Below are 18,567 nucleotides of genomic sequence, written 5' to 3' on the forward strand. Positions count from 1 at the left end.
GAGAATTGCTGTCCCGAAATTGGCACAAGAAATCCGGCACTTAAGAGAAGGAGCCCAGAAGAGAAAAGGCCTGTAAATACAGAGATTTAGGCAATGGCGGAGCGGGCGTGATACAAACTTCAGTACGGTTGCCAGAAATTGTCCATGCTGAGTCATTGAAAAGTTTGTCATAAATCAGTCTGAAAATTCTCTGTTCCCTGCGGAGAATGGTTCGTACTCGCGCGGCTGCCGGGCAGATGACTGCCTTCTTATAGTCGAATTTCATTGTCTGATTTGCTCCCGCAATGAAGTGAAGAGCAGACGTCTACGGGCTTTGTTCTACGCCGCCCGGAGTTCCGTTTTGCGCGTAGGCTCAAGCCGCTGTTCTATGAACTGCCATAGATAGTTGGCTCGAGATTCTTAAAGGCTATCCCGCTGAACTTTTTACTCAAGCAGGGGTTGGCTCGCCAGCAGGAGCACATGACCGATGTTCACCATCCTGACACCCCGCGTAACCGCGGTGACCATGACGCCCCTCACATGAGCCCTGTTACTCCAGCCGAAGATGCTCGCACGATTATGTTAAATCGTGTTTCTTGGGGAGCAGTATTGGCTGGTGTCGTCGTCGCGCTTGTCACCCAACTCATTCTCAACCTGCTTGGAATTGGGATAGGGGCCGCGACCCTTGATCCAGCTGCAGGTGCAGGCGAGAACCCGTCCGCCTCCTCATTCTCGATCGGTGCCGGGGTCTGGTTCATACTCTCCGGGATCCTGGCCTCTCTTGCGGGCGGCTACGCTGCGGGACGGCTCGCAGGCAAGCCCAAAGAGTCTACCGCCGGATGGCATGGTCTGACAGCCTGGGCGCTCACGACGTTGGTGATCTTTTATCTGCTGACCACCACCGTCGGCGGCATTCTGGGAGGTGCTTATCGCACGGTCACCAGCGCGTTGGGCAATGTCACCCAAGCTGTGGGATCGACCGCACAGACTGCGGCCCAGGTTGCGGCACCGAATATGTCCCGTGTTGCGGACCCGTTTGCCTCTATTGAGCAATCCATCAGAGGGGCGACAGGTGGCAATGATCCCGCTGCTCTCAGGGATGCGGCTGTTGCTGCAGTTCGAGCTGCCGTAACAGGTAATGAGCAGCAGGCTGCTGAAGCACGCAACCGCGCTGCTGAAGCCATGGCCCGAGCTCAGAATATTTCGGTAGAGCAGGCTCGCACCCGAGTTCAGCAGTACGAGCAACAGTACCGTCAATCGGTGGATCAAGCCAAGCAACAGGCGACCGAAGCTGCCGATGTTGCCTCAAAGGCTGTTTCTACTGGTGCACTGCTTGCCGCTCTCGGCCTCATCCTTGGTGCTTTAGCGGCTTGGTTTGGCGGACGCTTGGGCGCAGTCGATCCGACTATTACAGCCCGTTCAAGTCGCGCCAACATAACGAACTCGCACGGATAGCAGCCGCACAAGCACCATCAAGCAACCTGATCTTAGGTACGGAAACCGTGAGCAACGCGGCACGTGATCGGCAGATCACAGCTAGAATCTCTCGGAACTTAAACCCCGGCTCTGATGCTCCTAGAGACAACAAAGAGCAGCAGAAGGGCTTTAACAGGCATACCTGTTAAAGCCCTTCTGAGTCACTCCCGTGCGGCACATCGCGGTCATGATGCGCACCCTGCGCAGTTTAGTACCCCTTAGACACTTGCGCTTCGACGGACAGAGATCCTCAACGGCAGGCCCGTACCAAGCTCCTCGTCGTAAGTGCATCACCCGTCGCGGCAAAGCCCGCCGTATTGTCAAAGATGCACCAGGTGTCGATGCCCGCTGCAGCATCCCTCGCGAGTACCTCCGCGACGGCTGCCAGATATGCCGAGCTGTAGGCAGAGTAGTAGATCCGAGGCGAGCCGTGCAGACGATAATATGACAGACCACGCCAGCCTCCCGGTTCGTCAGCACCTGGGACCGGGGCTGGGTCGGCTGCCACGCGGGCAATCCGAAGCTTGTTGAGGAGGGCCTCGACCTCGGGCACGAACCAAGATCCATGGCGCGGCTCGCAGATGACGCCGCCCTCGACCCGGCTTCTCAGATCATTCAGGAAATGATCAGCAACGCCAGGCTGGAACGTCAGGCTCGGAGGCATCTGGACCAGCAGCGGCCCGAGCTTGCGTCCGAGGCCGCTGACTTCTGACAGGAACTGGTCCAGCAGGTCGTCGACGTCCTTCAGGCGACGCTCATGGGTAATGGCCTTGGGGACCTTCACGGCAAATCGGAAGTCTTCAGGCACAGACGCGGCCCAGCGCTCATAGGTGGACGTTCGGTGGGGGCGGTAGAAGGAGGAGTTGATCTCGACCGCGTTGAGAACAGCACCGTAGCGTTCCAGGTGAGATCCAATGACCGGAAACGGCGCAGCATGCTCTTTCGGGATGCTCCATGCAGCGGTTCCGATCCTGACTGTGGCAATGGCGCTGTCCACCAATGAACTAGGTTCCTGGGATTCTAGGTGGTGTGGATCTGAAGCGTTCTGCATTCCCCTTATGTAGGTAAAGACAAGCAGGCTTCCCATTGCTTAGCGCCCATTGGAAGCCTCTAGACTTCCAGAAACCCGTATTATGGCAACGCTTGGTCTCGATACACTGTTCCGATTTTATAGCACGCAGCGCTACCCAATGGATTGATCTGATCAACATCGTCATTGGTTCAATCAGTCGTCTGCTGCATCTGCCTGTTGCGCCACAACCGGACTGCGTGGTTTTAGGATGGAGAATGGAAGGGAAATTGGAGCCCTGAATGCTTCTTTCGACGCCGAATAAGTGCATCTCAGAGAATGGCTATTCTGGAATTGTCTAAGGAATACCGGGCCTTGAGAGCACGCGGCCTGAAGAGAAAATTGTGTATTTACAGAGACTTAGATAATGGCGGTGGAGGCAGTCGCCTGCGAACCTATCTCCCTGTTTTATCCTGTTTTGTAGAGTTTGCCCTGATCTGTGAACCGCTCCTTCATTGAGCGACTAGAGATAATTTAGCGAGATCAACCCGTTAGGCTTAATAAGTATCTCTGATGGTTGCTTTAAGAAGCAGGGCTAAAGCAGGGACTTAACAGGGACCAAAGCATAAACATTAGGTATGTGTCGGAACGTTCTGTTCGAAGCAAAGCATGATGCGCCTAGAAGGCGTTTGTGCCGCTCTTTTGGGCTACTGTCCTAGCCTATGAAGTGACTTTCATTCCACTCGTTTACCGCAGCGAGTAGAGATAAGCAGCCACATGTCTAGCCTCGCGTCGCGAGATCCCCGTGACTGGCATCGCGGTTTTGGGATCAATGGATTTAGGGTCTTCGATCCATTGAATCAGGGTGTCGGGCGAATTGGCGGCTACGCCACCGATATAGACGCGGGCGGCGAAACCTTCGAGGGTCGGACCCACCTTTCCCTGAGCGCCCGGAACGCCGGGAATGGTGTGGCAACCCGCGCAGCCATAGCGCTTCGCGAGATCGCGCCCGAGGTCAGGATCGCCCCCCGTGAGGGCAATGGCGCGCAGGCGCGCGTCCTGCGCGAACTTGATCGCGTATCCGGCATAGATCCCGACTCCCGCCAGCAACACGAGAATGAACCCGATGAGAACGGACCACCGCTGCAAGCGGATCGGCGTGGGAATGTGGATGCCGGTCAGATGCGCCTTCGGATCGAATGCCGGGCGCGGTGCCTTCCCAACTCTACCCGCATGCGCACCCTTTCCGAAGCCGAGGAGGGCACCAGCCATACCGGCGAGCAATGCCACCGCAATGGGAGCCCAACCTCTAGCGCGCCGCATGGGCATGGTGCCCTCCTCTGGAGCGGGACGATCCTGAGCGGGCGATCCAGAATCCTGCGAAAATCAAAGCGGCACCCGCATAGACGAGGCCTGCCGGAATCCACATGAACAGGCCGGCGAGCTGCTGATCCTCCAGAGACGTCAGTCCCCATTCGGCGGCTCCCGATGTCTGCGTCGGATAGATGCTGCGCCGTATGAGAGAGAGCAGGATGCCGAGGAAACCCGTGTGGAGGGAGGTGACGAAGAGGTAGAAAACGGCCACGCCGTAACCGCGCTCTCTCTCTGGCCCCTTCAGTAGAGCGCGCCAGAACAGAAGAGCGGTGACGAAAAAGCTGAGATGCTGCAGCCAGTGAATCCAGGAATCGGATAGGGCCGCCTCATAGAGAGGCGGGGCGTGCCATAGCCAGACAGCTATGCCATGGATCAGCGTAGCGACAAGAGGATGAGYGAGCCACGCCCATGAGCGCGCCACTACCGGCATTTGTCCGATTCCGCCGATCTGATGGCGCCATCCCGCCGGCATGGCCCACAGCATGGCAACCGGATTTCCCACGACGAGAAGCGGTGCGGCTACCGCCATGAGAATCTCATGCTCGATCATATGCGCGAAGAACAGTCGTTCACCGAGCCAATGAAGCGGCGTGACGAGAGCGAAGACGAGGAGCCCCCATCCGAGCATGAAGCAGGAAGCCTGCCAGATACGCACGCCGCGCCCCATCCCTGCCCGGCGCCATAGGCGCAATGTGCCGATGAGATAAAGTCCGCCTGATAATGCGAGCGGCAGCGTGACCTGCGGATCCCACGTCCAGGTCGTGCCACCCTCGAGCCAGTGCACATGGCCCTCGTGGGCCTGGACCTCGCCGGCAACAAAAAACGTGATGAGGACAATCAGCGCCTTCATCGCTCACACCCATGGAAGACGAGACCGGCTGCGCCGTGGATCAGGATGACGACTGTGAAAAGCGCCGCGATTGCCATACCCATCAGGGCCACGAAGCGATGTGGCCGTCCGGCTCCCGTCGAGTCGGGCAAGGGCGTCGGCGCTGCGGCGACATAGCCGCGCCATGAGAGAAGACCGCCAAGTACGCTGATGACCGCCATGACGAGAGCGAAAACCGGAATGAGCGGAACCTGATGAGCGCAGACCCATGGCACGGACGCATAATTGAACTGTGTGTCGACGAGCCATGCCGCAGGGCCGGCATAAATGCCAGCGGATGGAAGACMTCGTGAGAACCATCCTGCCATGATCTCACCACCATCTCGGGAACCAGTAGAGGATCAGGTAGATCGGCAGCCAGGAGGCGACGACGAAATACCAATAAAAGGCATTGTCGCCCACATCCGAAAAGCGCTTGCCATGGCCGTGGCGCGTGAACATGAGCACCGTGAGAACAACCGTGTCGCCAAGATCGGTCAGAAGATGCAGAGTATGAAGGCCTAAAAGCAGCCACACGGCCGATCCATAGGCGTTTTGGTCCCAGCGCACATGGAGACCATTGAACTCCATGATGCGAATGACCAGAAGACCAACGCCGACGAGGCTCATGATCACGAGATTGCGGCGCGTCCCGGACAGATCCTCTCTCTCGCCGTCTCGCTTGGCCCGGGCATTCGGCCAGCCACTGGCGAGCAGGACGATGGTGAAGACACTCGACCAAAAGAGATCGGGCGGCGGCGCGCTGAGCGGCCAGTTTCCGTTGACGAAAACGAGATAGAAATAGACACCCACCGCCATGGCAAAGCCCATGCCTTCGGCAGCGGCGAAGGCCACCGTGCCCCACCAGATCGGGCTGCGATGACCATAAGCATAGCTCGGCATCGAGCGTGCATTGAGAACAATCCGCTGAGGCAACAGCTCACGGCTTCCCTGAGGTTGAAAAGGAGCGTTCGTCATCGCTCGTCCTCCGTGCCGGCCTTCGGCCAGAACCACCCAATCAGCGCGAGAGCCAGGGGCGGCGTGCCCCACACGAAGGCCCAGGGCGTGAACATTGAACCAATGAACAGGATCGTGATTGCCGCCGCCGACAGGAACGGCCAGATTGAAGGCTCGGGCGTGCTCTCGCGCAGATCCGCGCGACCGGCGGTGACGGTGGAAACGATCTGCTCCCGGTTCTCCACGCTCAAACCCGCCACAACCGGCAAGCTATCGCGATGGGCCCAGAGCGGCTCGCGGTTGGTAACGACAGGAATGCGGTCGAAATTCTGCGGCATCGGCGGCGAGACTGATGCCCATTCAAGGGTACCGGCATTCCATGGGTTGGGACCGGCCAGGGGCCCGCGACGTGCGCTCGTGACGAGGTTGTAGAGAAGCAGCAGGAAGCTTCCGAAGAAGACAGCCGCGCCGATGGTGGAGATCATGTTCAGATTCCCCCAACCCATCTCCGGCAGATAGGTATAGACGCGCCGCGGCATGCCCATGAGGCCCGTGATGTGCATGGGGAAAAAGGCCGTGTTGAACCCGATGAAGGCGAGCCCGAAATGCCATTTGCCGAGGCGCTCGTTCATCATCCGCYCGGTGAATTTCGGGAACCAGTAATAGATCGCGCCGATCAGCGGAAAGACGTTTCCGCCGATGAGCACATAGTGGAAATGGGCAACCACGAAGAACGTGTCGTGCACTTGGGCGTCGAGCGGCACGGAGGCGAGCATGATGCCGGAAAGACCGCCCGCCACGAAGATGAAGAAGAAGCCGATGACGAACAGAAGCGGTGTGCGGAACACGGGCCGCCCGTCCCAGAGCGTTGCGATCCAGCAAAAGATCTGAATGCCGTTGGGAATGGCGATCAGCATGCTCGATGCCGTGAAGAAGCTCGCACCGAGCTGCGGCAGACCCGTGGTGAACATGTGGTGCACCCAGAGTCCGAACGACAGGAAACCTGTGGCGATGAGCGAGAGCACGAGTGCGATGTAGCCGAAGGCTTGGCGGCGTGAGAAGGTGACGACGATGGCCGATACCCAACCCGTTGCCGGAAGGAAGATGATGTAGACCTCTGGGTGGCCGAAAAACCAGAACAGATGCTGATAGAGCAGCGCGTCACCGCCTTCCGCCGGATTGAAGACATGAGTGCCCACGAGCCGATCCATGATCAGCAGAGCCGAAGCCGTGACGACGGCAGGCATCGCGAAGATGATCACGAAGGAATTGACCAGCTCGGCCCAGACGAAAAGCGGGATTCGGTCGAGCGTCATACCCGGCGCGCGCAGCTTGAAGACCGTCACGATGACCGAGATCGCGACGGAGATGCCCGCGACCTCCGTGAACGTGATCATCTGCGCCCAGATATCCGCCCGCTTTCCCGGCGAGAATTCCGGACCCGATAGCGGCACATAGGCGAACCAGCCGACATCCGGCCCGATGTTCAGCATGAAGGCCAACCAGATCATGAGGCCGCCGAACAGATAAACGTAATAGGAAAAGGCGTTCAGCCGGGGAAAGGCGATGTTGCGCGTGCCGACCATGAGCGGTACCAGATAGACCGCGAAGGCCTCGCCGATGGGCACACCGAAGAGAAACATCATCGTCGTGCCGTGCATGGTGAAGAGCTGATTGTAGAGATCGGGCCCAATCAGGCTGCTCTCGGGCCTTGCTAGCTGCAGGCGCATGGCGACCGCCGACAAGCCGCCAAGAAACAGGAACATGATCGCGGTGATGATGTAGCGGCGGCCGATGACCTTGTGATCGACCGTGGAGAGCGCGCCGATCAGGCCTTTCTGCGTACCCCAGGTCTTGGCGAGCCGCGCCGTGAGTTCGGGGCCATCCACCTGATCGTCACGAAGCTCTTTCGGATCCGGCGGATCGTCCGCCGCGCTCCTCGTCCCTGGAATGCTGCCATGCTCGCCCGTGGCGAGGCGCGCGACTTCTGGGGCCGCATCGAGTTCGTGAGGGGTGATGGTTTTCGTCACTTCAACCCCTCCAGATAACTCGCAAGCGGCTGCACCTCGTCAGGTTCGAGCTGGATCGTCGGCATGTTCACGCCCGGTTTGATGCCATGTGGATCGATAATCCAGGCAGCGATGTTGCCGCGTGTGGTCTCAAGCGTTCCGGCGCCGATATAGCGACGGCCTCCCACATGGGTGAGATCCGGCGCGACCTTGCCGCCCGCATCCGTACCACGCACCTGATGGCACATGATGCAGGGCTTCGAGAGAAAGATTTCCATGCCGCGCTGACGTTCGGGATCGTTCGGCGGAATGGCGGACGAAACCTGATGGGTGCGCCAGCGCTCGAAATCTTCCTTCGTTTCAGCAACGACGAGCATGCCCATATGCGCATGCTGCAGGCCGCAGAACTCCGCGCATTGCGCGCGATAGATGCCAGGGCGATCCGCTTGGATCTGGAGTTGATTCTGTCGTCCGGGGATCGCGTCCATCTTGCCCGTGAGGTTAGGAACCCAGAACGAATGGATCACGTCTGACGATTCGAGCTTGATCAGCACCGGCTCGCCTACGGGAATATGGATCTCGTTCGCAGTGGTGAAGACAAGGTTCGGCTGCTCATTCTCGTAAGTGATCTTCCACCACCATTGCTGACCCGTCACCATCAGGGTCAAGGCGCCATCCTTGTGCGAGAAGAGCACCTTCTGAGCCGCGTAACTGAGGCCCGTGAGAGAGATCACGGTGACAAGTGTCAAAGCAACGGCAATGGACACTGTGATCGTCATGCGCCGTTCCGTGCCCGGATCCGTCGCAAGCGGATCCGCATCGGCAGGCCGTCTCCTGCGCAAAGCCAGGAGAAGCGCCGTCACGGTCAGCAACCAGACGATGCCCAGCACTGCCACGAAGATCCAGAACATCTCCGCAAGCGTCTGCGCCGAGGGTCCCTGCGCGTCGAGAGCCGATTGCCAGCCCTGGCATCCTGCGAGGAGCAGACTCAGAAGAAGGAAGGGAACAGCCCTCTTCATGATCGCCTCATTGTGGCATCTGCGCGGCCGGAGGAATTTGGCCGCCATCGATCACCTCGCCCGGCGGACGACGCTGTTCGGCAGGGCCGGGACTCATGTCGTCCTTGCGTCCGGGCGCAGCCGCTTTCGGCACGTTGCGGCCCATGGAGCGGATATAGGCCGCGATCTGCCAAATCTGATCGTCCGGAATCTTCCCGCGGAACGACGGCATGCCGTTTGGGCGTCCTTCGCGGATTGTCTGCACGATGTTCTCGATCTGCCCACCATAGATCCAGCGGTCATCCATCAGCGCGGGACCTGAATCGCCACCGCCATTGGCGTGACAGCCATTGCAGTTGAACCAGACATAGAACCGCTGGCCCTGCGAGATGTGAAAGGCGTTTTCCTCGTATTCCTTACCGAGACCGGAGCGCTGCTCCGCCGGGCCGCCGGGACCAGCCGAGAGAGGCACGAGCGCAATCTTTTCTTCCGACTCGACCGTCACGGGATTGGGTCGGTATTCCCGATCCTCGCGCTCGCAGGCGGCGAGCGTGAGGGCTAAAAGCGGCAGAATCAGAAGAGCTCTCATGGCCTGTGCTCTGCCTGCTTCAGGCCGCCGTCGAGACGCGGAACGGCATAAGCCGACAGGATGGCGTCGATATCGGCGCGACGGCGGGAGAGAACGGCGTCGATTTCCTGGCGCAAGGCTTCGTCCTCCTTGCGCACGGCCATGGAAATATCGAACACCATGGGAAGCTGCGGCYCGTCGAAGGCTGGCCGCACGGGCGTGACCTTCATCGGGACTTTTTCATGCCGCGCGAAGTACCCGCCCATTGCCCCCCAGACAACAGCAATGTCGATCTCGCCTTCGGCAAGGTCATGGAGAATGCGCGCAGGCGGGTTCGGCTGGCCGTAGTCGCCATAGATCATATAGCCGCGCACATTCTCGACAATGCCCCTGCGCGCCAAGGCATGAGCCGGCGGCGTGTTGGAACCGTCATCGCCGATGAGATGCACACCCACCTTCGCTTGGCGAAGGACGGGATCATTGAGGGAGGCTATGTCAGGCCCGTCAGAACGCGTCACGAACACATAGGACGTGCGATAATAGGGAGCGGTCGTTCGAACGCCTTCGAGATTGGCGGGCAGACCTGGAACGAGATCGCAGGTTTCGGCCTTCAAGGTATTGCGCAGGAAGCCGCGCCTTTGCGCCCACCAAGTGTAGCGAACTTCCGCCCCAAGATCCTGCGCGATCAATTCAACGATCTTGTTCTCGAAACCTTCACCCGCTTCATTGGACAGCGGCATGTTGTTGGGATCGGCGCAGACGCGAAGCTCGCGTGCTTGCACGCCTCCGGCAAACAGGAGAACGCACGCAAGAGACGCCCCTTTAAGGAAGCTTGAACACATAAAGCGTGCCCCCTTTCGTGGTGACATTCTTCAATTCACGCATGGCATTCACGAAGCCTTTCGCGGCCGTGCCGTCGCGGGGGTCGAGATCGTTGGACACGATGGAGCCCGCCCAGCCGCCGACGCCYGAAAGAATTGCGACATATTGCTTGCCGTCAGGCCCGCGATAGGTTGTCGGCTGGCCGATGATTCCGGAATCGAGCTTGAACTGCCACAGCACCTCCCCCGAGCGGGCATTCACGGCCTTGAACCAGCCATCCATGGTGCCGTAGAAGACCAAGTCTCCCCCGGTTGCGAGCGCACCGCTCCAGAGCGGGAAGCGCTCGTTGATGGTCCACAGTTCCTTGCCTTCGCGGATGTCCCAGGCCGTGAACTCGCCCATATGTCCGCCAGGCCCCGGATACATGCGCACCTCCGCGCCGACATAGGGCGTTCCGGCGATGTAGTTCGGCTCCACGCTTTCCCAATCCATGCACATGTTCATGTGCGGAATGTAGAGAAGCCCGGTCTTGTGCGAGAAGGCGCTGGGGTTCCAATCTTTCGCGCCGGGCGCGGTCGGGCAGATGTCGCGCACCACGCGATTGTTCACCGGCTCCTTTTCGGCGTTCACTTGCATCCGTCCCGTCTTCATGTCGAAGCCCGTCGAGGCGGTGAGCGCGTGGAAAGGCTTTGCAGAAAGCACTTCGCCGGTGGTCCGGTCGATGACATAGAGGTAGCCCGTGCGTCCGGGATGGACCAACACCTTCCGAGTCTTTCCCTCCCACTCCATGTCGAGCAGGATCATCTCATTGATGGTGTCCCAGTCGTGAATGTCGTGCGGTGCGGTCTGGTAGAACCATCGAGCCTCGCCGGTATCCGGATCGCGAGCGAAGATCCCCGCCGTCCACTTGTTGTCGCCGGGGCGCTGATTGGGATTCCACGGACCGGGATTGCCCGTGCCGTGATAAAGCAGGTTTAGCTCGGGATCATAGGACAGCCAGCCCCACACCGTGCCGCCGCCCTGCTGCCAGGCATCCGCCGGCCAGGTGGTGACGCCGAGATCCTTGCCCTTGTCGCTGTCGTAGAAGGGCTTGAAGTTCGGCCCGATCTTCACGTCCTGATCAGGTCCGGTGTTGTAAGCCTTCCAGACGCTTTGTCCTGAATTGATGTCGAGTGCCTGGATCCAGCCACGAACGCCGTATTCACCACCCGAGATGCCGACGAACACTTTGTCCTTCACCACGAGCGGAGCCATCGTCATGGTCTCGCCCCGGTTGATGTCGCCGAGCTTGGTCTTCCATACCTCCTCGCCCGTGTCCGCGTTCACCGCCACCACATGCGCATCGAGCGTCGTGAAGAAGACTTTGCCATTGGAAAAAGTGGGGCCGCGATTGACCACATCACAGCAGGCGACGCCCTGCGCTGCGGCGGCGGGCTTCGGGTTGTACTGCCATTTCATCGGCGCGCCTGCTTGCGTCAGGTCCAGCGCGTAGAGAATGTTCGGATAAGGTGAGAGCACGTACATCGTCGTGCCGACGACGAGCGGGGCGGATTCCTGGCCTTTGTTCACCCCCGTCGAGAAGGTGAAGGCGACCTGGAGGTTCTTCACGTTCTCCGTGGTGATCTCCGATAGGTCGCTGTAGCGGGTATTGGCGTAGTTTTTTTGCGGAATCGTCCATTGCCCGTCTTCAGGCGTGGCGGCAAAGGACGGTGCTGAATGCTGCGGCTGACCAAGAATCAGGGAAGACGGCCAAACCAGCAAAAAAGCAGCCAAGGCACAAACGAGGCGCGTGAGACCCACGATGTGTTCTCCGGAACGCGAGGACGCGCCGCATCATCGGCGGCTCGACTCCAACTGTTCAGCTTTAGCTATGTTCCCGAAATCGTGATCACGATTTTCGATAATGTTACGCCGCGACCCGGAACCGATCAGCGCCAGTACTCGCGAACGGAAATGCCATACTTATCCGTGGCGTAGAGCAAGATGCCTGCGCCTATGGCGCATAGAATTCCAATGATCAGCAAGGCCACCAGAAAACCTGGGTCGCCGAAAACCCGGAGGTCTTTCTTCAAGGAACTGTTCTGCGGCTTTGCCATGCAACAGCAACGATGAAGCGAATTGACCTGTTCCATCTCATTCGACGGCTCGGCGGACCCAGAAACCTCGCCCCGGATCGTAACCCCAAACGGCAAGGCTGAAGAAGACGATGAGAGAGAGACTACAGACAAGCAGGGATAAAGGCTCCAGCCGCCCATAAAGCGCGAAGCGGATCAGCTCGACCGCATGCGAGAATGGATTGGCCCAGGCAAGCGCAGCCAGAGCAGGACTGACTTCTTCCAGCCGCCAGAGGGGATAGAGCGCAGTCGAAGCAAAGAAAGCCGGGAAGATGACAAAGTTCATCACGCCCGCGAAATTCTCAAGCTGGCGGATGAGGGAGGAAAGAGCCAGGCCGAAAGCGCCGAGCATGAGGCCTGCAAGAACCAGAGCAGGCAAGGCCGCCGCATAGCCCAAAGCCGGCGGGCGCACCTCCCAGAAGCGGGCCAGCAGCAGGAAGCTATAGACGACCGGCAGAATGGTGATCGTGCTGGCAAGTAGCCGCGCGCCCAGAAGCCACCATCGCGGCAGGGGCGCGGTCAGGAGAACGCGCATCGAGCCCATCTCGCGATCATAGACCATGGAGAGGGAATTCTGCATGCCATGGAAGAGCAGCATCATCCCGGCAAGTCCCGGCACGATATAGACTTCGTAGAGAATGTAGGTCTGGTACGGCGGGATGATCGAGAGGCCGAGCACGGAGCGAAAGCCAACCGCGAAGATCCCGAGCCACACGAGAGGCCGCACGATCGCTGCCGCAAAACGCCCATGCTGGCCGATGAAGCGCAGCATTTCCCGGCGCATGATGCCAGAGAAAGCGAGAGCGGCATGGCGCGTGCTCATGCCGCTTCTCCCGTAAGCTGCAGGAATGCAGCTTCAAGATTTTCTGGTGAAGCGAGTTCGCTCGCCGCCCCCGTCCAGCGTACCAATCCCCGATGCAGCACCGCAAGCCTGTCTGCGGGCTCGATCTCGTCCAGCATGTGTGTGGCCCACAGCACGCTGATCCCATCCCCGCATAAGGAGCGCACATGCGTGAGCAACATGTGCCGCCCCGCCACATCGAGACCGGCGGTCGCCTCGTCGACGATCAGAAGACGGGGATCGTGGAGGAGTGCGCGGGCGATCTCGACGCGCCGCCGCAATCCTCCCGACAGGGCGCGCACCTTGTCGCGGGCTCGCTCCGCAATGCCAAGCCGCTCCAGTTCGATGGAAGCCCGTTTCAGACCCTTTGCGGGGGAAAGCCCACGCAAAGCTGCGTGATAAGCGAGGTTGTCCATAACGGTCAGCTCGAGGTCGAGGGTCGGCATCTGGAAGACGACGCCGAGATCGGCGAGTGCCGGCAGCGGATCGCGGCGGATCGAATGTCCAAAGATACGGATATCGCCCTGTTGTGCATTGTATAAACCAGTGACGAGCGAGACGAGCGTGGTCTTGCCCGCACCGTTGGGGCCGAGCAGCACCATGAAGGCGCCTGGATCGACGCTGAGGCTCACATCGGAAAGAGCCTTACGTTGTCCGAACCCATGACTGAGGTTTTCGATGACAAGAGCCGTCATGGCGCGACCACGATTCCCCATGGCGAACGGCCGACCCCGATGGTTTTCACCGCCTCCTGACCTACAAGATCGATGATGGAAACATCGCTCGAATTGCCGTTGGCCGTATAAAGTCGCTTATCGTCCGGCGAGAGCGCAATGTGCCAGACACGCTGCCCCACCAGATAAGTACGCAGCACCTTGAAGCTCTTCGCATCGATCTCGGCGACGCGATTGGCGGGACCCAGGGCGACATAAGCCCGCGATCCATCAGCTGTCAGTTGGATGCCGACTGCCTGCACGAGTTCGCGTGGAACGCCGGGTACTTCGAAAACGATCTTCGCCAAGGATCCTCGCGTGTCGGCGTCGAACACCTCAACCGTTCCACGCAACTCGGACGAGACCCAGATCTGCCTGCTGTCGGCAGAGATCTGTGCGACACGAGGGCGAGTATCTACCAGGATATTGTCGATCAATTCGAGGCTCGCGGCATCGATGACATGGAGCATGCTCGTGGTCTCGGACGTGTTCACTACGATGCGGCCATCGGGACTTGCTCCCATGCCCTCTGGCTCCACGCCGACCTCGACTTCACTGACGATGCGTTTTTCAGGAATATCGAGAACGGATACGAGGTTGTCGTTCTCATTGGCCACGAACAGGCGACGACCATCCGGATGCAGCACGAACAATTCCGGGTCTTCGCCGGAGGGAAGCGAGCTTTCTACCTTCTGCGTTTTCAGATCGACCACATCAATGCGATTGTCGTCACCTACCGCCACATAGAGTTTCTGCCTGTCCGCGCTCAGCCCGATTCCGCGCGGGCGCCGTCCTACCGGGATCGTGGCCGCAAGGCTCAAAGATTGCCCGTCGATCACGGAGATCGTGTTGTCCTGCTCGTTCGACACATAGATCGTTTCAGCAGATGCTGCCTGCAGAGTCAGCGCAAGCGCGATGATGGCGATCAGAACCGGCATCGGCTCTCCTCACGATCAAATCCCAATGTATCGAGTTCGGAACCGCGGTGCAGATAGCCCGCCTGCGGCGACACGGAGACGAGAAGTCGAGGGCCTGCGATCAGGACGGGCTGGCGCATCTGCCCGTCCCAAGCGCGGAAGCTTTGGCCCTGTCCCTTGAAGCCTGATAGGATGAAATCGGGCCCGCGCAGATAGGCCGTGATGGCGGCAGGGTCATTGCTGCGCGAGCGGGTGGCGGCCTCACCAACGGCACGGATCGCTGCCCAGGCGGCGTGATCGACGGCAGTCATTCGGCGGCCCGATAAGGCCTCGAACCGGGATTGAAGCTGCGTTGCGCCCCATTGCTCGGACACCTCGCTCCAGCCCGTGGTGATGAGCCCATGCGTGCCCGCGACGGGACGAGGTCGTGCCGTGCGGTAGGAGAGATAGTCCCCGAACTCGTTCGTTTCATCCGCAACGACGAGTACGTCATGGTCAGCCACTTGCGTCAAAGCCGGGATCTCGCTTTGTAGGGTCACATGGCCCGTATCGGTGCGCGCATGCCCCGGCTTGAAGGTCCATTCCTTTTCGTCGGAGATCTCGGCTCCAAAGCGCTTGGCGGCGCGGCGAAAGGCTTGCGCCTGCAGCTTGTCGCCGGGGGCGCTACCGGTCACGAGAAACCAGCGCCGCCAGTGTTTCGTCATCAGATACTGCGCCAGAGCATCAGCCAGCATGGCACGGCTCGGGATGGTGTGGAGCATATTGGCGCGGCAGGCTTCGCTACGTAGCGCATCGTCAGGCGCGCGCGCGTTGAGAAGAAGCATCTCACGCGCCTCCGGAGCGGAGGTTGCCGCCATGAGAAGGGGCGCATCGAGATCGGCCACCACGAACCTGATGCCCATCTTTGCCAGATCGCGGATGGCATCTTCCGGCTTGTCATCCTTCGCAAGGGTGCGTTCCACCAACGTGAATCGCTGCTTGGTGAAACGGCCGGTGGTGGCATTGTCGGCAATGCCGAGGCGCGCACCTGCAAGACCCTCGTCTCTGATCTCTTGGTCAAGAGGAGAGACAGGCTGCACGGGATCACGCGTTTGTGTGACGAAGCCGATGGCGATGGTGTTTTCCTGACCAAGCACAGGGCTCGCCAGAAACAATGCGATAAAGGCGAGAAGCAGCTTCATTCTGCAGTCCTCGCGGGCCGGATCGACCTATCGTCCACGATCCGCGCGGGAGAACCGTCGAGTGTGATCACCCGATGCGCGAGGGCTGCCGCCTCGTGCCAATGATGCGTTACCAGAAGAGTGGTCGGACGCAATCTCTTCAGCTGTGCCGCCACGAGATCCTGCATTCTCTTCGCGGTGGCCTCGTCGAGAGCGGAGAAGGGCTCATCGAGCAGCAGCAGTTTCGGCTCGACGGCCAAAGCACGGGCCAACGATACACGCCGCGCCATGCCGAGGGACAGGCGCTGGGGATAGACATCTTCCGTGCCCGCAAGCCCGACTTGGGCCAGCCATGCGTCCGCCTTTTCCGGATGCTCGGGGATGACGAGTTCCAAGTTCTCGCGAACCGTGCGCCAAGGCAGGAGGCGTGGCGATTGAAAAAGATAGCCGATTGTCTCCGGGCGCCCCTCGATCGATCCGATAAAATCCTGGTCGAGCCCGGCGACAATATGGAGAAGGCTCGATTTGCCGATACCCGACGGACCGACAAGCGCGCAAACATCGCCCTCCGCGAGATCGAGCGAGAAATAATCGAACACGGCACGCGCGGGCGCGTCTGCCCATGCGGGAAAAATCTTCTGCTGAATATGGATGCGCATCGTCATCGCCGCCACATATCCATGCGACGGTCGAGCGGAGTGAAGACCACGACTTCGATCAACAGGACACAGGCGACGAAGGCCGCCGCATAGGCCGTCACACGTGGCACATCGAAAAGCTGGAAATAGCTCTGCAGCTGAAACCCGACACCGTTGGATCGTCCCAGAAGCTCCACCACGAGCACGATCTTCCAGATTAGGGCGAGACCGTTGCGCGCGGCGCCCAGGAGATATGGCGCCAGCTGCGGAATGATGACGTCCCGCAATGTCATCCAGGGGCTGAGCCTATAGACCTGCGCCACCTCCGCATAATCCCGGTCGAGCGCCCGCGCGCCTTCGCGAAGAGTCACCGCCACATTGGGGATCTTGTTGAGCGCCACTGCCACGAGCAATGCTGTCTCGACCAGCCCGAGCCATATGTAAGTGAGGATGATGACGACGAGGGCCGGCACGTTGAGCAGGATCACGAGCCATGGATTGAGCCAGCGGTCGAGTGGGCGCCAAAGGCCGAGCGCGATGCCGAGCGTGGCCCCGATCACCATGGCGATGGTGAAGCTGACGCTCACGCGCGCAAGCGTGATGCCGAGGTGATGGAACAGGGCGCCATTTCGCACCTCGCCGATGAGGCTTGCCAGAACAGCAGCAGGCCCCGGCAGGAGACGGCTGTCGGCGAGAACCGCCCCGATCTGCCACAGCCCGATGAACAGCAGAACGGAAGCAATTCCCTGCCAGTTTCCTCCGCTCCGGATGTCAGCAGCGCGCATCGGCAGCCTCAATAGGATACGGAAAGCCAAAAGGTCTTCGGATCCAAGACCTTGGCCTTTCCGACCAACCTCTCCCCTCCAATGCTGGCCAAGATAGCATAAAGATCGGCACATGCCTTTCGCTCGGCATCCCCCCAATGCTCCGGGATTCCGGCGCGAAAGCTTGCTCTCAGCGATGCCAGGACAGCTGGGTTATTGGTTCCGATCTGAGGCGCCAGACGTGCCCATGCTTCCCCTGAACTCGCAAGCAGCATCTTGGCCTCCCGCGATGCCGCGACGAAGCCTTTCAGCGCAGCTTGTTTGTGCTCAGCCCAATCATCGCGAAACGCATAGCCGAGCATGGGCACATCGCCGCCTACGCCGAGACGGTGGATCATATCCTCTACCGTGAGCAATGGGTGCGCGCCCTCTGTCTCAAGCCGGGCGGCATAGTGCCAATAGGTCAGAACAGCGTCGATGCGCCCACGTGCCAATTCCTCGTTCAGCAGTGGAGGAGCCCCAAAAACAGGCTCCATTGCTTCCGCCGGGTCGATACCAAACTCTTTCTGTGCGTAGGCTCTAAGAAGAAGCCAACTTTTGTCGAGGGAGCCGCCCGCAACTCCAATCCGTGAACCCTTGAGATCCGTAAGGCTCTTGACGCCCGAATTCTGGGGGATCAGGAGCACACCGACCGCCTTCGAGTAGGGAATGAAGCTGAACGAGGCTCCTTCGCTTCTTTGGCGGGCGACCCAAGGCCAATCGGTCACGATCATATCCACTGCGCCGGCCTGCAACGCAACCTTGGCAGCTTCATTCGAGGCGAGTTCGACTAGGGCAAGGGCGATCCCATGCTTACGGTCGAGACCTTCGTGACGGAGCGTGTCGATTTCCCAGGCGACGGTACCGAACCTGAGCACACCAACTCTGATGAGGTGGCTCTCTTGCGCAAAAGCTGGCCCAAAGATGACCAGCGCAAAAATGAACCAAGCAATTCTGARCAGCATGGTCGGCCCTGGCAATAATGGCCCTCATTAACCGCCAAGCTTTGATTTTGTTCCGTGTTTTAATCTTTGGCCGAAAGAGCAGGTTGTGCCAGCCCGCACTCCCCGTATTCTACATGCTGTTTTCAATCAGCACATGAAGCAATGTTAGGTTTACTGGAGCCATTCAAAATTTGGCTTTGGAATACTGGATTATTGATCTAGATAAAAGGAAGGTGCCCAGTGGAGGATTGTACCCTCCATGCCTGCTGTCAACGCTGCCTCTTGCTCAAATCGTGCATCAGTGAGGGCGTACGCCTATCCTACCAGGGCAGTCATGGGTGACAGTATCTCTTGCCATCTCAGAAGCACAGGTTGAC

At 59.7% G+C, this 18,567-nt stretch carries 19 protein-coding genes; 1 reads left to right on the forward strand and 18 read right to left on the reverse strand.

The genetic code is table 11. From position 1 onward, the window contains the following. The first annotated feature begins 459 nt into the window (after positions 1–459). Positions 460–1,434, forward strand: coding sequence for a PhnA-like protein (locus ACXJKO_RS21610; RefSeq protein WP_457093134.1), 975 nt, complete (start codon positions 460–462; stop codon positions 1,432–1,434). Between the two features lie 271 nt (positions 1,435–1,705). Here the strand turns inward: ACXJKO_RS21610 and ACXJKO_RS21615 are convergent, their stop codons facing one another. From ACXJKO_RS21615 to ACXJKO_RS21700, 18 genes are all read right to left on the reverse strand, one after another. Next, positions 1,706–2,452 (reverse strand): DUF72 domain-containing protein, encoded by a 747-nt coding sequence (locus tag ACXJKO_RS21615; RefSeq protein WP_457093135.1) that lies wholly within the window; start codon positions 2,450–2,452, stop codon positions 1,706–1,708. A 759-nt stretch (positions 2,453–3,211) separates the two neighbouring features. Beyond that, complete coding sequence (locus ACXJKO_RS21620) at positions 3,212–3,787, reverse strand: c-type cytochrome (protein WP_457093136.1); 576 nt, start codon at positions 3,785–3,787, stop codon at positions 3,212–3,214. Continuing rightward, positions 3,774–4,688, reverse strand: a complete 915-nt coding sequence (locus ACXJKO_RS21625) for a cytochrome c oxidase assembly protein (protein WP_457093137.1) — start codon at positions 4,686–4,688, stop codon at positions 3,774–3,776. Before ACXJKO_RS21625 ends, ACXJKO_RS21620 begins: the two co-directional genes overlap by 14 nt. Then, positions 4,685–5,035, reverse strand: a complete 351-nt coding sequence (locus tag ACXJKO_RS21630) for a hypothetical protein (protein ID WP_457093138.1) — start codon at positions 5,033–5,035, stop codon at positions 4,685–4,687. Before ACXJKO_RS21630 ends, ACXJKO_RS21625 begins: the two co-directional genes overlap by 4 nt. Positions 5,036–5,039: 4 nt before the next feature. Next, on the reverse strand, positions 5,040–5,684 hold the full coding sequence (locus ACXJKO_RS21635) for a cytochrome c oxidase subunit 3 (RefSeq protein WP_457093139.1): 645 nt from the start codon (positions 5,682–5,684) through the stop codon (positions 5,040–5,042). Then, positions 5,681–7,552, reverse strand: a complete 1,872-nt coding sequence (ctaD, locus tag ACXJKO_RS21640; protein ID WP_457093152.1) for a cytochrome c oxidase subunit I — start codon at positions 7,550–7,552, stop codon at positions 5,681–5,683. Before ctaD ends, ACXJKO_RS21635 begins: the two co-directional genes overlap by 4 nt. A 137-nt stretch (positions 7,553–7,689) precedes the next feature. Then, the gene (coxB, locus tag ACXJKO_RS21645; RefSeq protein WP_457093140.1) at positions 7,690–8,691 is read right to left on the reverse strand and encodes a cytochrome c oxidase subunit II; all 1,002 of its coding nucleotides are present in this window, start codon (positions 8,689–8,691) and stop codon (positions 7,690–7,692) included. A gap of 7 nt (positions 8,692–8,698) precedes the next feature. Beyond that, entirely contained in the window at positions 8,699–9,259 is a 561-nt protein-coding gene (locus tag ACXJKO_RS21650) for a c-type cytochrome (protein WP_457093141.1), read from the reverse strand. Further along, on the reverse strand, positions 9,256–10,080 hold the full coding sequence (locus tag ACXJKO_RS21655) for a substrate-binding domain-containing protein (protein WP_457093142.1): 825 nt from the start codon (positions 10,078–10,080) through the stop codon (positions 9,256–9,258). The genes ACXJKO_RS21650 and ACXJKO_RS21655 overlap by 4 nt, the downstream gene beginning before the upstream one ends. After that, the gene (locus tag ACXJKO_RS21660; protein ID WP_457093143.1) at positions 10,061–11,860 is read right to left on the reverse strand and encodes a methanol/ethanol family PQQ-dependent dehydrogenase; all 1,800 of its coding nucleotides are present in this window, start codon (positions 11,858–11,860) and stop codon (positions 10,061–10,063) included. Before ACXJKO_RS21660 ends, ACXJKO_RS21655 begins: the two co-directional genes overlap by 20 nt. Positions 11,861–11,988: 128 nt before the next feature. Further along, complete coding sequence (locus tag ACXJKO_RS21665; protein ID WP_457093144.1) at positions 11,989–12,132, reverse strand: hypothetical protein; 144 nt, start codon at positions 12,130–12,132, stop codon at positions 11,989–11,991. Positions 12,133–12,193: 61 nt separating this feature from the next. Beyond that, positions 12,194–12,997, reverse strand: a complete 804-nt coding sequence (locus ACXJKO_RS21670; RefSeq protein ID WP_457093145.1) for an ABC transporter permease — start codon at positions 12,995–12,997, stop codon at positions 12,194–12,196. Next, on the reverse strand, positions 12,994–13,710 hold the full coding sequence (locus tag ACXJKO_RS21675) for an ABC transporter ATP-binding protein (protein WP_457093146.1): 717 nt from the start codon (positions 13,708–13,710) through the stop codon (positions 12,994–12,996). Before ACXJKO_RS21675 ends, ACXJKO_RS21670 begins: the two co-directional genes overlap by 4 nt. After that, a complete protein-coding gene (locus tag ACXJKO_RS21680; RefSeq protein WP_457093147.1) occupies positions 13,707–14,666 on the reverse strand; it encodes a PQQ-dependent catabolism-associated beta-propeller protein in 960 nt (319 codons plus the stop codon). The genes ACXJKO_RS21675 and ACXJKO_RS21680 overlap by 4 nt, the downstream gene beginning before the upstream one ends. Then, the gene (locus tag ACXJKO_RS21685; protein WP_457093148.1) at positions 14,654–15,826 is read right to left on the reverse strand and encodes an ABC transporter substrate-binding protein; all 1,173 of its coding nucleotides are present in this window, start codon (positions 15,824–15,826) and stop codon (positions 14,654–14,656) included. The genes ACXJKO_RS21680 and ACXJKO_RS21685 overlap by 13 nt, the downstream gene beginning before the upstream one ends. Beyond that, on the reverse strand, positions 15,823–16,464 hold the full coding sequence (locus tag ACXJKO_RS21690) for an ABC transporter ATP-binding protein (protein ID WP_457093149.1): 642 nt from the start codon (positions 16,462–16,464) through the stop codon (positions 15,823–15,825). Before ACXJKO_RS21690 ends, ACXJKO_RS21685 begins: the two co-directional genes overlap by 4 nt. 2 nt (positions 16,465–16,466) lie before the next feature. Continuing rightward, positions 16,467–17,228: an ABC transporter permease gene (locus tag ACXJKO_RS21695; protein WP_457093150.1), complete on the reverse strand. Its 762-nt coding sequence runs from the start codon at positions 17,226–17,228 to the stop codon at positions 16,467–16,469. An 8-nt stretch (positions 17,229–17,236) separates the two neighbouring features. Next, the gene (locus ACXJKO_RS21700; protein WP_457093151.1) at positions 17,237–18,124 is read right to left on the reverse strand and encodes an ABC transporter substrate-binding protein; all 888 of its coding nucleotides are present in this window, start codon (positions 18,122–18,124) and stop codon (positions 17,237–17,239) included. Between the last annotated feature and the right edge of the window lie 443 nt (positions 18,125–18,567).

Source organism: Microvirga sp. P5_D2 (assembly GCF_054049475.1).

Bases quoted from the DNA above. Each gene is read 5' to 3' on its own strand.
- ACXJKO_RS21650 (WP_457093141.1), bottom strand. From the start codon at position 9,259: ATGAGAGCTCTTCTGATTCTGCCGCTTTTAGCCCTCACGCTCGCCGCC.
- ACXJKO_RS21620 (WP_457093136.1), bottom strand. From the start codon at position 3,787: ATGCGGCGCGCTAGAGGTTGGGCTCCCATTGCGGTGGCATTGCTCGCC.
- ACXJKO_RS21635 (WP_457093139.1), bottom strand. From the start codon at position 5,684: ATGACGAACGCTCCTTTTCAACCTCAGGGAAGCCGTGAGCTGTTGCCT.
- ACXJKO_RS21610 (WP_457093134.1), top strand. From the start codon at position 460: ATGACCGATGTTCACCATCCTGACACCCCGCGTAACCGCGGTGACCAT.
- ACXJKO_RS21695 (WP_457093150.1), bottom strand. From the start codon at position 17,228: ATGCGCGCTGCTGACATCCGGAGCGGAGGAAACTGGCAGGGAATTGCT.
- ACXJKO_RS21670 (WP_457093145.1), bottom strand. From the start codon at position 12,997: ATGAGCACGCGCCATGCCGCTCTCGCTTTCTCTGGCATCATGCGCCGG.
- ACXJKO_RS21690 (WP_457093149.1), bottom strand. From the start codon at position 16,464: ATGCGCATCCATATTCAGCAGAAGATTTTTCCCGCATGGGCAGACGCG.
- coxB (WP_457093140.1), bottom strand. From the start codon at position 8,691: ATGAAGAGGGCTGTTCCCTTCCTTCTTCTGAGTCTGCTCCTCGCAGGA.
- ACXJKO_RS21680 (WP_457093147.1), bottom strand. From the start codon at position 14,666: ATGCCGGTTCTGATCGCCATCATCGCGCTTGCGCTGACTCTGCAGGCA.
- ACXJKO_RS21675 (WP_457093146.1), bottom strand. From the start codon at position 13,710: ATGACGGCTCTTGTCATCGAAAACCTCAGTCATGGGTTCGGACAACGT.
- ACXJKO_RS21685 (WP_457093148.1), bottom strand. From the start codon at position 15,826: ATGAAGCTGCTTCTCGCCTTTATCGCATTGTTTCTGGCGAGCCCTGTG.